This window comes from Halotolerantifilum yawarlongkerapense, from assembly GCF_054506745.1.
Genome location: NZ_CP199719.1, coordinates 1955075 through 1968366, shown reverse-complemented (window position 1 = coordinate 1968366; position 13292 = coordinate 1955075). Strand labels below are relative to the sequence as shown.

The following is a 13292-nucleotide window of genomic DNA, read 5'->3' as shown; positions in this document are numbered from 1 at the left end:
CCGGCGCTAACGTATAATGGAGGTACCACACAACAAGAGGAGGAAGCCTATGTACTACGCTTACGAAACCCGACTGCTGGACGCGCCCTTCTACCTGATCAAATCAAAAGAAGGGCTCGTGGCCACGTGGTTCGATGAAACGCCCTATCGCCTGGCCATCGACACACTGGGCGCCTCGGAAGCTACCGGTGATTTTGAACCGGAGGTCGCTTGGATCGCCGCCTACGAAAAGGGGACAACCCCCGCGGCACCACCCCTGGCCCCTGAGGGCACTGCCTTTCAGAAGGCCGTCTGGTCCGCTGCATCGGCGGTTGGCTTCGGTACCCATACGACCTATGGCCAGTTGGCCGAAAGGCTGGGGAAACCCAGGGCCTCGCGGGCCGTGGGCGGTGCGCTGGGGAAGAACCCCCTTCCCCTCTTCATCCCGTGCCACCGGATCGTCGGACGCACCGGTGAGCTCACGGGGTTTTCTGCCGAGGGCGGTATCGCGCTCAAGGCCAAACTCCTCCGCCACGAGGGACTGAAAATGAAAGGAGATCACAAACTTGACTTACGATAAGATCATCCGAGACGACTTCGATCGTCTCGTCGAAGAAACCGCAGCCATCCTCCGCTACGAGAGCGTGGAGGATCTCAACGATCCCAACACCCCCTACGGACAGGCAGTGGCCGACTGCCTGCAACACTTTCTGGCTCTTGGCGAGAGCATGGGTTTTCAGGTGAAGAACGTCGACGGACAGGCCGGCCATATCGACTTTGGGGAGGGTGACGAGATCGTCGGGATCTTGGCCCACCTCGACGTTGTGCCCGCGGGTGATGGTTGGACCGTCCCACCCTACGCCGGTGAAGTGAAGGATGGTCATCTCTACGGGCGCGGTACTCTGGATGACAAGGGACCTGCCATGGCCTCGCTCTTCGCCATGAAGGCGCTCAAGGAAAGTGGCTTCGAACCGAAGAAAAAAATTCGACTGATCTTGGGGACCAACGAGGAGACCGGTTGGGGAGGTATCAAGTACTACCTGGACCGGGAAAAGGCCCCCGATGTGGCCTTCACACCGGACGCTGATTTCCCCGTGATCTACGGCGAGATGGGCATCTTGGTCTTCGATCTGGTGAAGCCCATCACCTCCGAGCTAGACGACGGTGGTATCGCGCTCCTCTCCATCGAGGGAGGGAACCGCCCGAACATGGTTCCCGACCACGCCGAGGCCCGTTTGAAATGCACGAAACCGATTGATCACATCCTGAAGGCTTATCTCGATGAGACGGGGGCCAAGATCCAGATCGAGGAGGAGGGGGACACTGTCCTCCTCACGGCCACTGGGAAATCCGCCCACGGCTCCACACCTCATCTCGGGCGCAACGCCATCAGCGACCTGATGGGTTTTCTCACGCTGATCGATCTGAAAATCGGCGATCGCTCGGGCTTTGTCCGCACTTACGAACACCACATCGGTAGCGACCTCCACGGTGAACGCATCGGATGTGCCCTCGAGGATGAAGCATCGGGCAAACTGATCTTCAACGTGGGTACCGTCCACCTCGATGAAAAGGAAGGACGCCTGGTGATCAACATCCGCTACCCCATTGCCCACGATAGCACCACCGTCCTCGATGGTATCCGCTCCTCGCTGGAGCCTTGGGGTTTTCACCTGGAGAAAATCAATGACCACGGACCGATTTCTTTCGAAAAGGACCATCCGCTGATCACCACCCTCACCGATGTGTACGCCGATATCACAGGGGAACGCCTGTCACCCATCACCATCGGCGGTGGTACCTACGCCAGGGCACTGGAGAACGCGGTGGCCTTCGGCCCCCTTTTTCCCGGCCAGGAAGAGCTCGCCCATCAGCCCGATGAACGCATCAGTCTGAAGGACCTCGAGCGTATCACCCGTATCTATGCAGAAGCACTCTATCGCCTGGGAAAATCCGTCTGATAAAGAACAGAGCCCCCGTTCTCATCTTAAGATGAGAACGGGGGCTCTGTTTGTTTATCGCAGGAGCATCTCCCGCAGGATTTTTTCCATCCCCTCGGGGAAGTGATGGCCCATCTCCGGTACCAGCTCATGGTTCAAAGGGACACCCGAGGCCTTCAATCGCTGCACCATCATTTCATGTGCGAGTTGAAGCGGATCCTCACCACCGGAGATCAGCAGGCTTTCTTTCTCCGCGGGCGCGACCGATTCCAAGAGGGGAATCGTCGGAGCAATGGCCAGGAAGCGCGCGCCGGGATGATCTCCCGCGAGACTCATGTTCATGGCAAGGCCACCACCTTGTCCGAAGCCGATGAACAAGACCTCACGGTAGTCACGGATCACCTTCTCAATGAGTGCCGTGATTCTCCGGGTGGTCTCTCCACCTTCCGGCCAGTGGTAGAGTTCCGAACCAAGCCTATCCGAAGACCGCAGATAGAGGCGATCGTAATCCTTCGTGAGCTCGGGAGCCTCCAGGTGGTACTGCATCAACCCGGGCGTTTGGCCCCAACCGTGTAGGACCACGGCCAACTGATCCGTCGGATGAGCGGCTCTCTTGAGCAGTAGCATCGCTTGCGGATCATCCGGATCGCAGTTGCGGTTGCGCGACAGGAGAGCAAGGATCTGGTCGTCGAGGGCAAGGTGTTTTGTGATCCAATCGCGGTCCAGCCAGTAACCCTTCTCTGCCAACCGAAGGATCAACCCCCGGGCATCCTCGAGATCGCCCATTTCGATCAAAGCCAGGATCAGATCAAGATGCGTGGCAAAATAGGCCTCCGGATAGCTTTCGCACCGCATACACAGCTCGGCAATAATCGTTTCATCGATTCCCCCGTGCCAATGTCTCATCAATCGGTCGTACTCTTCAAAATACCGCCGGTCGATCACCGCGCTCCCCCCTCATGCGTCGTTATCACGCGATTCTCTACAGCTCGAGTGACTTCAAATATGCTCTGAAGCTATCGGCTACCTCATCGTGACGAAGTGCGTACTCCACCGTGGCCTTCAGAAAACCCAACTTATCGCCGGCATCGTAACGCATGCCTTCAAAATCATAGGCGAGCATCCTTTCTTTCTTGGCCAGCGAACAGAGTGCATCGGTCAGTTGGATCTCTCCGCCTACCCCACGTGGTGTCTTCTCGATCTCTTCGAAAATCGCAGGCGAGAGGACGTACCTTCCCAGAACGGCCTCTTGGCTCGGCGCCGCATCCACGGGTGGTTTCTCCACCATATCCCTGACGGTGAAGAGGCGGTCGGCCAGCTTGTCTCCATCGATGATCCCGTACTTCGACACATCGGCACGTTCCACGCGCTGGACGCCCAGTACACTGGCCTCTTCGCGCTCGTAGACCGCGATCAACTGGCCGAGGCAAGGTTTCTCGTCGTTGTAGACGATATCATCCCCGAGCATCACCGCGAAGGGCTCATCACCCACGAACTGCTTGGCGCAGAGGACGGCGTGACCGAGCCCCTTTGCTTCTTTCTGACGGACAAAGTGTAGATCCACCATCTCGCTCAGCGATCGGCTGATGGCGAGGAGCTCGTCCTTTCCCTTGCTCTCGAGGTTACTATCGAGCTCGGGGGTACGGTCGAAATGATCGGCGATCGATTCCTTGTTGCGTCCTATGATAATCAGAATCTGCTCGATGCCCGATGCCAACGCTTCCTCCACGATGTATTGGATCGTGGGTTTGTCGACGATGGGGAGCATTTCCTTGGGTTGCGCTTTGGTGGCCGGGAGGAAACGCGTTCCGAGCCCGGCGGCTGGAATAATGGCTTTTCTGACTTTTTTCATAACAACCTCCTTTCTCCCCATTGTACTACATATTGGAAATATCTTCAGCTCTCGATTCCATTTCCTTGTGCAGTTGATTGCTTGATTTGAGTTTGTAATACAGTCGATCCAGGAACATGTAGATCAGTTTCTTGCCCACCGGATCATCCTTCTTGATCAGGGCCTGGAGATCTTCTTTCGAGGCCCAGATCACCTCGACGAACTCATCGGCGATCGCCGTCGTGTTGTAACGGTCCTTGAGCAGGAAGGTCTCCCCGATGACACCGTTAGAGCAGATCTTAGCCAGCTGGATCTCTTCGTTCTCGCGCGTGAATTCCACGATGCGCACGCAACCGTGTAGGACGACGAAGAAGCGGAGATTCTCTTCACCGTCTTTGAACAGACAGTCGTTCTCCTTGTATCCTGCCGCGTGGAAGATTTCACCCAGTCGATCGAGTTCATCGGGCTCAAAGGCATCGAATTCAGAAATGCGGCACAGGCAGTCTTTGATTTTCTCAAGGCTCATGCCTTCGTATTCACCGTTGTCCGGATGGTGGGCGATCTTGGACAGGTTGTTTGACTCCATGATCTTGCGGACACAGGAGCGTTCCTGGCGGGTCCTATCGATGATTTTCTCCCACTTCTTCTGTTTTTTGCAGTAGGCATCGAAGACGTTGAATTTGGGTAGGGCTTCGTATTTCGACAGGTAGATGTTGCGGATACTCTCCCTGGCGGACTCGACCTCCCCCTCAGAAAGATACTCCATGGACAGGAGGACATTTGTCTTGTAAATCATATCCTCTAGTCCATCGGTGAGGAAATCTCCGGGGTAAGGGTTGAAATCCGATGCCTCTACCTCGTGCATGTTGCTCACCTCAACCTGTGTTTGGATTTTCTCCCGCTCGTAAAGGAAGCGGTAGATATCCTCCCTGAAGCGCTTCCACACGGGGTGTGATTTCTTGGGAGGGAGGTGCTTGATGCTCAGCTGGTTGTCCAAGAAGAAATCATAACCGAACATCTTGGCATTGATCAGGTAGTCGATATCCTCCCCGCGCCTCACCTCCGGATCGAAGGGCACCTGCTTGAAGAGGTTCTTGTGCATCACCATGGCCCCGCCGAAGGCGAAGGGGGTGATCTTGATCCGCGGTTCACTGGCGATGATCTTATCGAAGGCCTTGGTCTTAGAGCCGAACCGGTCCCAATAGGTCATCCAGGGCACGATATCCACGTCGTCGTAAAACTCATCGTACTTGTTGAGGTAGTAGCCCGCCATGGCGTAGATCGTTTTGCCGTACATGCGTTTGCCGATGAATTCCACGGCCATATCGATCCACGCGGATTTTTCGAAAACCTCGTCATCATCGATCAGAATCGTGACTTCTGAGGACAGGATGTAGGAGGAGAACAGACAGATGTTACGAACATTGGAATATCCTTTGATGCTCAGAAAATCCGTCACCTCTTCACCAAGGCCTGCCTCCTCTAGGCAGGACTTGATTTCCCTGAGATTCTGCGGGGTGAAAAGATAGGTGTCGATGTCGAGCCCGACCTCATCGATAATGGCCCGCACCCGTTCTTCTGCCTCCTCCTCGATCTCCTCCGTGGTGGGACAAAGGGGTATAATCAGTTTGAAGTTCTTGTTGTCCAGTTTCTTCATACTCTCCAGCGTACGACCGAGCGTCGACTCGCTATCGAGCGGCGTTGGGTGATCGTACACCGCATCCGTTTCCTGATGGGGTTCTCCTTTTCTTCGGGACCAGTAAGTAGGAATGACAACTGAAATATTCATAGGATCAACCTCTCTTCATGATCTTTCGATACAAATCTTCTACCGAAGCAATGGCGTGCTTCCAGCTGAAAGAAGCCAGGGCGTAAGCCGCACAGACTGCATCCCGCTTTGCCTTCTCCGGATGGGTCAGTTCTTCTAGGATAGCATCGGCCAGGGCCTCGTGGTCTTCCACGGGGACCAGATGTCCCACTTCCGGGGTGATGAAATCCGGTAGACCACCTTGATTCGTCCCCACCACCGGCGTCCCGCAGGCCAGGGCCTCGATGGCCACCAGACCGAAGGGTTCCGAGCGGGAGGGGACACAGGAGACGTCCGCCAGGTTGTAAAGGTAGACCAGGGTCTTCTGGTCCACATGGCCGAGAAAGGTCACTCGGTCGAGCCCCAGCGAATCCCTCAGGGCCAGCAGGTCTCCATAGAGGTCGCCGTGACCGGCCAATACCAGGCGGGTGCTGGCCAATTTCTTCTCCACGATGGCGTAGGCTCGGAGCAAGACATCGATCCCCTTGAAATCCGTGAACTTACCGGCAAAGGAAATGGTGTAGTTCGTCGGTTCCGCGAGACCCAGTTTCTCCATGAGCTCGGGTGTCGTGAGATCGAGCACCTTGAAAAGCTCTTCATTGTAACCGTTGAGGATCAGCTCCTGCTTCCTTCGATCGGTCCCGTACAGGCGATGGACCTCTTCATCCACCTGTTTCGAAATCGTGATGATCCGCCCTGCACCCGCAGCTGCCTCGAGGGCATAGGGATGGTAGCGCTCATCCTTGACGAATCCCTTGAGATCCGTCCCGTGGGCCGTGATCACATAGGGGATGCCCGTCTGCAGGGCCGCGTAAGGCGTGATCCAAAGGTGCTGGGCATGGATCACATCGGGTTGAAAACTTTCCGCTTCCTCCTTCGTCACCTGCACAAAAGTGTCGATGTAAGCTTTCATCTGTTCATCGGTCAAATTGTAGAAGGTTTCGTTTGATTTCGGATGAGAGGTGAAACATGGGAAATTGAAGTCTAGATCCGGTTCTTTCGTCTCCGGACCCTTGAACAGGATCACGCGCGAGGAAAAGCCCGGGAAGGACTGCTCGCTATGATCGGGAAAAATCACCTTCACCTCGTTACCCCGCTCTGCCAGTTCACGGGCCAGGTTCTGGGTGTAGATGCCACTGCCCGATCCCTCCAGGGGGAAATGATTGACGATAAGAATCCTCATAGGCTGCTCCTTTCTTCTAGTTTCTCGATAAACGCACGCCAGGCTATACTCTGCTTTTTATATTCTTCCACGTAACGATCGCTCTGTTCATAGGAGGCGTCTAGGGCCTCCGGCAGGGCCAGGAATCGATCGTCTTTCAGGTAGTCGAAAAGAGCCCGAGAACCTTTCACCAGTGCTATCCGCTGTTCACGATGCAGTGCATCGAGATCCCTGCGGTGCAACCAATTCAAAAAAGGATTCCGTCCGATCCACCCCATACAGGCGTAGAAAAAACGCCTTCTCACGTGTCGGTTTTCCACGATGTTCGGTACCAGCGGGTAATCACCGTAGGTGTTGTGGAAAATCTTCAGATCGATGTCCATCGCTTTGTACTGCTTCGAGTTCTTCAGTTCCATGCCCATGAGCGTATCCTCTCCCCGCGTGAGGAAGGTTTCCTCTCCAAATGTATAGGTAGAGGAAAAAAAGGGCATGAGGTGATGGAAGGGCGCTAGCTTGAGCGCCACGTTACCACCCAGGATCTTATCGGTGTAAACGGGCGCCCGGGGAAGCGACTGGTAGCTGAATCCCTTGTGCTCGTGGCTTTTCAGCATGAACGAGACAGTGCTCTCCTTCTGAAGGCCCTTGAGCAGGTCGGCCATCCCCGGGAACAACATGGGCGGGATGATGTAGTAACCGGAGTAATCGCTGGTGGTCACGGCAATCTCTTCATCTTCGAGGTAGCGCAGGTGTTCCCCGATGTAGTCGATTTCCTCGCGAATGTACCCCGGTCCTTTCTTGAGGATCAGTTCGGGGTAAACATCTGTATCCACGAAGAACAATACATCCATACCGAGCAACATGGCCTTCATGAGGACATTGTTCCGGTTTTTCCCATAGGGCATGATCCGCTTGGGGTCCACCTCATCGCATTTCAAGAGAGAATGGATGTGGTCTCGATGGACCCCGAGTGTCATCAGCTCTTCACAGAGTCCACTCTTTTCCGAGACCTTAATCAGATGCACGCTGGTCAGTCGCTCTAAAAAATGAATGTAGTCCCAATCGATCTTGTCTTGATAAGCAATGATGATGGCATCGATCTCGTGCCCGTACTTCTGGGCATTGGAAATGAACTTATCGATGGTAATGCCCTTGTGCACATGACGTGTGATGATGCCGATGGCTGTCTTCAAGCGAAATCACCTCCCTCCCTTCAACCGTGTTCTTATGATATTTACCCTTGAAGGTCACATACTTAACATAAAAAAAAGCCCCCTACCCCTCATCACACCCGTTTGGGTAATGAGACGTAGAAGAGCAAACCGCGCTCGGTATTTTTCACACCATAATCGAAGGCGTGTCTTTCTAGGATATCTTTCACGATGGCCAGACCGAGGCCCGTCCCCCCCTGTGCCTTGTTCCGGGACTCATCGAGACGATAGAACTGATCGAAGAGTCGCGGTAGTTTTTCCTCGGGAACGGCAGAGGTCGTGTTCTCGATGTCAAGGAACACCCGGTCCTCTGACTCTTGCAGGGAGACCCATATCTCCCCACCCTCCGGACTGTAGCGGATGGCGTTGGACAGGAGATTCGTGAGCACCTGTTCCATACGCCGTCGGTCGGCGCGCACAGGTGTGGGGCTCTCCCCCTCGCTGTGGAAGGCTAGGTCTTTCTCACGCATCAGGTAGCCAAAGCGTCCGGCGACCTCATCGAGCATTTCGCTCAGATCAAAGGAGGAAAACTCCAGATCCGCCGTTTCCATTTGGATACGCGAAAGCTCCAGCATATCCTGCACGAGGCGATCGATCTTGGTCACCTCATCGATGATGATCTCTGCGTAGTCGTTGGGATGGTCGGCTATGCCATCTTTGATGCCCTCGGCATAGCCCTGGATGATACCCAGGGGCGTCTTCAGCTCGTGGGAAACGGCGCTGATAAAGGCCGTCCGTTGTTTCTCTGACTCCCGCTCTCGCTCGATATCCGCCCTGAGCCTGCTGTTGGCCGCCCGTTGTTCCTCGAGGCTGCGCTGTAAATTGCGCGACAGTGTATTGAGACTGAGGGAAAGGGAGCCGATCTCATCTTGAGAGCCCACGGGCAGGTTCTCCGAGAAGTCCAGGCGGGCCATTTTTTTCGCGGCGCGATTGATCCGCACCAGCGGCCGACTGATCATAAAGGAGTAGAGGAGGCTCAGGATCAGCACCATCAAAATGGCCGCCACCAAGACGTAGGCATAGTAAGACCGGAGCACTTCGATGGATTCGTAGATCGGCTGTTGCGAAGCCACTACGAAGAGATAGTGGGTCTTTCCTTCCGTGAGCACCGGCCGTATCAAGGCCACATTCTCCACCCCACTGATGGGGTTCTTAAAGGAAAAATCCACAGTCTCGCCCGCCGCGAGCTCCCTCTGTTCGTTCAAGAACCAGTAGTCGATGGCCGCCCAGAGCGCCTGGGTCTCGAGTCCGACGATCAGCTCTTCCTCGGAAGGAAGGGCGTAACCGATGATCCTCCCCTCGATCTGATCTAGGGTGATGGCTCCCTCGAGCTGTCCGGTGTAGTCAAACCACCTCTCCCCCGAGACCCACAGGGCCATCGGACTGAAATCTTCGAAGGGGGCATTCCACGAAAACCCCTGGGCGCGTACCGTATCACCGTAACGCAGGGAGCGGGAAAGGTAGTCTTCTTCCGCCAGCAGATAGTTGAGATGGATCTTGAAAAGACGCCCTGCCCCATCCTCGATGATCAGGCTGTACTCCTTCTCACTGATCAAATTGCCATTCTCATCGACGATGCCCATCTGCGCATTATTGGTCTGACCGAAAAGATCGACGTTCTGTCCCAGCGCCTTCTCGTCCCAGCTGCTCCTTGCGTAGAGTTGACCGAACTCCCTCGTGCTCTCCGTTAGCTTCTCCAGTTTATCGTTGAGATAAAAATCCTCGAAAAACGAGGTCTGGAAGTAGAGGACGGCCCAGATGAAGAGGACGAAGAAACTGGCGGTCAGGAGGAAGAGCTTGAGGACGATGCCTCGGTTTTTCATCCCTCATCGACCTCGAACTTATACCCCGCGCGGATCACGGTCTTGATGTAGTCCGAGGCATCCCCCATCTTCTTGCGTAGCTTCTTGATGTGGGTGTCCACCGTCCGCAGGTCTCCGTAATAGTCGAAGCCCCAGACGTGATTCAAGATCATGTCCCGCGAGAGTACCTTGTTCTTGTTCCGCATCAAATAGAGGAGCAGTTCGTACTCCTTGGGCGCCAGGGTGACAGGCTTTCCATCCACCTGGACCTCGAAGCTGATGGTATTCACGGACACACGACCGAGGGTCAATGTCCCTTCCTTCGAACCGATGGTCCCTTCCACGCGCTTGAGCAGATTGATGGATTTTGCCACGAGGACCTTTGGGCTGAAGGGTTTCGTCACGTAGTCGTCCACACCCAGTCGGAAGCCCTGGATCTTGTCGGCTTCTTCCGATTTGGCCGTGATCATGATCATGGGCACATCCGACCGCTTCCGTATACTCTCCGCCACTTGGTATCCATCGATCTTGGGCATCATGATGTCGAGGAGGATCAGGTCGATCTTTTCCGTCTCGAAGAGCTCGAGGGCCTCCTCGCCATCCTCTGCCTCGAATACGCGAAAGTCCTCTTTTTCAAAGTAAGCGATGAGGATCTCCCGCATGCGTCTTTCGTCTTCTACGATCAAAATGGTTTTCAAACTATCCTCTCCTCATGCGCTCACGCGCTCACTACAATCCGAGTCGTTTCTTTTCCATGGCCAAGATCACCGGGAAGAGGCGCTCTTCTAAGGCACCTCCGATGTGCTCGGACAGTTCTTCCTCCGTGAAGGCCCCTGGCTGCGCATCCGTCATTTCACGGATCAATCGTTGCTTGCGCTCGGCGAGGTAGCCCTCGATCGCTAGGACCAAGGCTTCTTCCGTCGGCTCCTTGCCGGCCAAGGCCCCATCGACGGCCCTGGCGACTTCCTCCACATCATACACCCTGAGGCGGTCGCGGATCCTCAGAAGGATCTCCTCTTCCTCCTCTGCATCGAGGACGACGACGGTTTCCTCTTCAAGAGGCGGTGGTCCACCGGTGCGTACGGGCGCCGGTCCCGCTGTACAACCAGCGGCGAGCACCAGCACCATAAACAGGAGGACGTGCCGGATCATTTTCTAATCTGGCCGTTACCCCGGACCTGGTACTTGGTGGTGGTCAGGGCCTCGAGACCCATGGGTCCACGGGCATGGAGCTTCTGGGTGCTGATCCCGATCTCTCCGCCCATGCCGAAGACGCCACCGTCGGTGAAGCGGGTGGAAGCATTCACGTACACCGTGGAGGCATCCACTTCATTGAGAAACCGATCGGCCGACTTCACATCGCGGGTCAGGATGGACTCCGAATGCTTGGTCCCGTGACGGTCGATGTGGGCGATGGCTTCTTCCACGGAAGACACCACCTTGATGGAGAGCCCCAGGGCCAGGTACTCCGTATCGTAGGTGTGCTCGTCCGCCGCTTCCATCACCACATCACCGGTGTGACGACGGCTCTTCTCACAGCCCGTCATCTCTACACCTTCGGCCTTCATGGCCGAGGCCACGCGTGGCAGGAAGGAGGGGGCGATCCCTTCGTGGACCAGTAGCGTTTCGATCGCGTTGCATACGCCGGGCCGCTGTACCTTGGCATTGATCGCGATGGCGACGGCCTCTTCCACGTTGGCCGTTGCATCGACAAAGAGATGGCAGAGGCCCATGCCCGTCATGATCACGGGAACAGTGGCCATGTTCGTGATCGCATTTTTCAAGCCCTTGCCTCCCCTAGGGATGATCACATCGAGCAGATCATCCGCAGTCACCAGATCGCGCACCAACTCTCGATCCGTCGAGGCCACCAGTTGCACGGCTCCATCGGGCAAGGTCTCCACCGATGCGATGGCAGCCATCAGGGCCTTGTTGGAGTGGATGGCCTCTTTGCCACCGCGCAGGATCATGGCGTTCCCCGATTTTAGGGCGAGGGCCGCAGCATCCACGGTGACATTGGGTCTAGATTCATAGATCATGGCGATGAGCCCGATGGGCACCCTTACCTTGGACACGCGTAGGTCATCGCCCGTTTTGAAGCCCGACACGATGTCTCCCACGGGATCCTTGAGATCTCGAATGACACCGAGCCCCTCGATCATCCCGTCGATTCGCGCGTCCGTCAGGGTGAGCCGGTCCAACATGGCTTCGGATAATCCAGATTCGCGCCCCTTCGCCAGATCCTTCTCATTCTCTTCCTTGATCCTGTCGCGGTGTGTCTCCAGGGCCTCTCCAATGGCACGGAGCAGTTCGTTCTTTTCTACTGTCGTCATCCGAGCCATCACCTTCGACGCGGCCTTTCCTTTTAAAAGCATCTCTCTCATCATATCAACGCCTCCTCAGCGATAAGTTGTCCACATGTATGGCCTCTACATAGTCGCAGTGTTCGAGCAGAGACTCACTGGTCTTTGAATCGCGACCCTTGATGGTCTGCAGTTCGATCGCGCTGTAGTTCACGATCCCGCGACCGATCATTTCACCCTCTCCGTTCGTGATGGCGATAATGTCCCCTCTACCGAAGTCTCCGATCACCTCTGTGATCCCAACGGGTAGCAAGCTCTTGTGTGCCGAGAGGGCACGTTCGGCGCCGGCATCGACCACCACATGACCCGAGGGTCGCGAGCCGAAGGCCAACCAGTGCTTCTTTGCCGAGAGCGATTCCTCATCGGCTACAAAAAGGGTGCCGAACTCCTCACCGTCGAGCAGGCGGGAGAGCACATCGGGTTGGTCGCTGGAGGTCAGGAGCATGTCGATGCCCTGGCGTGTCGCGATCTCGGCTGCGCTGAGTTTCGTCGCCATACCGCCCGTGCCCAAGGCTGAACCCGCGCCCGCCGCCATGCCAATCACCTCATCGGTGATCGCCTCCACGGTGTAAAGGGGTCTGGCCGTGGGGTCCGCACTGGGATTGGCCGTGTACAGGGCGTCGACATCCGATAGGATGATCAAGAGGTCTGCGTCGACGAGCGAGGCCACCAGGGCGCTCAGGGTATCGTTGTCGCCCACTTTGATCTCGTCGACATTCACGGCGTCGTTCTCGTTGACCACGGGGATCACCCCGCTCTTGATCAGACTCATCATGGCATCGCGGGCGTAGAGGAACCGCTGTCGGTCCTGCAGATCTTCCCCCGTGAGCAGGATTTGACCGATGACCACCCCGTACTCGGAAAACAGTTTTGAATAGAGGTGGGTCAGGACCAGTTGTCCCACGGCCGCGGCAGCCTGCTTCTCGGGGATCGTCCGCGGCCTGTTCTCCAACCCCAGCTTGCCCATGCCTGCGGCTATGGCCCCGGAGGTCACAAGAACGGGTTGATAACCGCGGTTGGATAGGTCGGCCAGCTGGCGAACCAGCTTTTCAATTTTCAACAGATGGATGCGTCCGTTCGGGTGCGTGATGCTGGAGGTCCCCACCTTCACCACCACGCGCTTGACCCTCGCCAGACGTGTCATTCTCTCGCTCATGTCCTTCTCCTTCTCTCACTCTACGTCTCTTCGAATAGGTCAAG

Annotated in this window: 12 protein-coding genes; 2 read left to right on the top strand and 10 right to left on the bottom strand. The window is 56.1% G+C overall.

Annotated features, from left to right (window positions below):
- The first annotated feature begins 49 nt into the window (after positions 1-49).
- Positions 50-559 carry a methylated-DNA--[protein]-cysteine S-methyltransferase gene (locus tag ACULM0_RS09660; RefSeq protein ID WP_463677341.1) on the top strand — a complete coding sequence of 170 codons (510 nt, stop codon included), beginning with the start codon at positions 50-52 and terminating at the stop codon, positions 557-559.
- Positions 546-1940, top strand: coding sequence for a dipeptidase PepV (gene pepV / locus ACULM0_RS09655; RefSeq protein WP_463677340.1), 1395 nt, complete (start codon positions 546-548; stop codon positions 1938-1940). Before ACULM0_RS09660 ends, pepV begins: the two co-directional genes overlap by 14 nt.
- Before the next feature lie 54 nt (positions 1941-1994).
- On the opposite strand, the gene ACULM0_RS09650 is transcribed toward pepV, so the two are convergent.
- The 10 genes from ACULM0_RS09650 to proB form a co-directional block, all read right to left on the bottom strand.
- Positions 1995-2864 (bottom strand): hypothetical protein, encoded by an 870-nt coding sequence (locus tag ACULM0_RS09650; protein ID WP_463677339.1) that lies wholly within the window; start codon positions 2862-2864, stop codon positions 1995-1997.
- A 37-nt stretch (positions 2865-2901) separates the two neighbouring features.
- On the bottom strand, positions 2902-3771 hold the full coding sequence (gene galU, locus ACULM0_RS09645) for a UTP--glucose-1-phosphate uridylyltransferase GalU (RefSeq protein ID WP_463677338.1): 870 nt from the start codon (positions 3769-3771) through the stop codon (positions 2902-2904).
- A 25-nt stretch (positions 3772-3796) separates the two neighbouring features.
- Positions 3797-5539, bottom strand: a complete 1743-nt coding sequence (locus ACULM0_RS09640) for a cyclic nucleotide-binding domain-containing protein (protein WP_463677337.1) — start codon at positions 5537-5539, stop codon at positions 3797-3799.
- 4 nt (positions 5540-5543) lie between these two features.
- Complete coding sequence (locus tag ACULM0_RS09635) at positions 5544-6740, bottom strand: glycosyltransferase family 4 protein (protein WP_463677336.1); 1197 nt, start codon at positions 6738-6740, stop codon at positions 5544-5546.
- Complete coding sequence (locus ACULM0_RS09630; protein WP_463677335.1) at positions 6737-7909, bottom strand: hypothetical protein; 1173 nt, start codon at positions 7907-7909, stop codon at positions 6737-6739. The genes ACULM0_RS09635 and ACULM0_RS09630 overlap by 4 nt, the downstream gene beginning before the upstream one ends.
- 92 nt (positions 7910-8001) lie before the next feature.
- A complete protein-coding gene (locus ACULM0_RS09625) occupies positions 8002-9750 on the bottom strand; it encodes a sensor histidine kinase (protein ID WP_463677334.1) in 1749 nt (582 codons plus the stop codon).
- On the bottom strand, positions 9747-10427 hold the full coding sequence (locus tag ACULM0_RS09620; protein ID WP_463677333.1) for a response regulator transcription factor: 681 nt from the start codon (positions 10425-10427) through the stop codon (positions 9747-9749). The genes ACULM0_RS09625 and ACULM0_RS09620 overlap by 4 nt, the downstream gene beginning before the upstream one ends.
- A gap of 31 nt (positions 10428-10458) precedes the next feature.
- Positions 10459-10881, bottom strand: coding sequence for a hypothetical protein (locus ACULM0_RS09615; protein WP_463677332.1), 423 nt, complete (start codon positions 10879-10881; stop codon positions 10459-10461).
- Positions 10878-12116: a glutamate-5-semialdehyde dehydrogenase gene (locus tag ACULM0_RS09610; RefSeq protein WP_463677331.1), complete on the bottom strand. Its 1239-nt coding sequence runs from the start codon at positions 12114-12116 to the stop codon at positions 10878-10880. Before ACULM0_RS09610 ends, ACULM0_RS09615 begins: the two co-directional genes overlap by 4 nt.
- 1 nt (position 12117) lies before the next feature.
- On the bottom strand, positions 12118-13248 hold the full coding sequence (gene proB, locus ACULM0_RS09605) for a glutamate 5-kinase (protein WP_463677330.1): 1131 nt from the start codon (positions 13246-13248) through the stop codon (positions 12118-12120).
- Positions 13249-13292: the final 44 nt, after the last annotated feature.

Bases quoted from the DNA above. Each gene is read 5' to 3' on its own strand.
- ACULM0_RS09625 (WP_463677334.1), bottom strand. From the start codon at position 9,750: ATGAAAAACCGAGGCATCGTCCTCAAGCTCTTCCTCCTGACCGCCAGT.
- ACULM0_RS09635 (WP_463677336.1), bottom strand. From the start codon at position 6,740: ATGAGGATTCTTATCGTCAATCATTTCCCCCTGGAGGGATCGGGCAGT.
- ACULM0_RS09615 (WP_463677332.1), bottom strand. From the start codon at position 10,881: ATGATCCGGCACGTCCTCCTGTTTATGGTGCTGGTGCTCGCCGCTGGT.
- ACULM0_RS09610 (WP_463677331.1), bottom strand. From the start codon at position 12,116: ATGATGAGAGAGATGCTTTTAAAAGGAAAGGCCGCGTCGAAGGTGATG.
- ACULM0_RS09640 (WP_463677337.1), bottom strand. From the start codon at position 5,539: ATGAATATTTCAGTTGTCATTCCTACTTACTGGTCCCGAAGAAAAGGA.
- proB (WP_463677330.1), bottom strand. From the start codon at position 13,248: ATGAGCGAGAGAATGACACGTCTGGCGAGGGTCAAGCGCGTGGTGGTG.
- ACULM0_RS09660 (WP_463677341.1), top strand. From the start codon at position 50: ATGTACTACGCTTACGAAACCCGACTGCTGGACGCGCCCTTCTACCTG.
- galU (WP_463677338.1), bottom strand. From the start codon at position 3,771: ATGAAAAAAGTCAGAAAAGCCATTATTCCAGCCGCCGGGCTCGGAACG.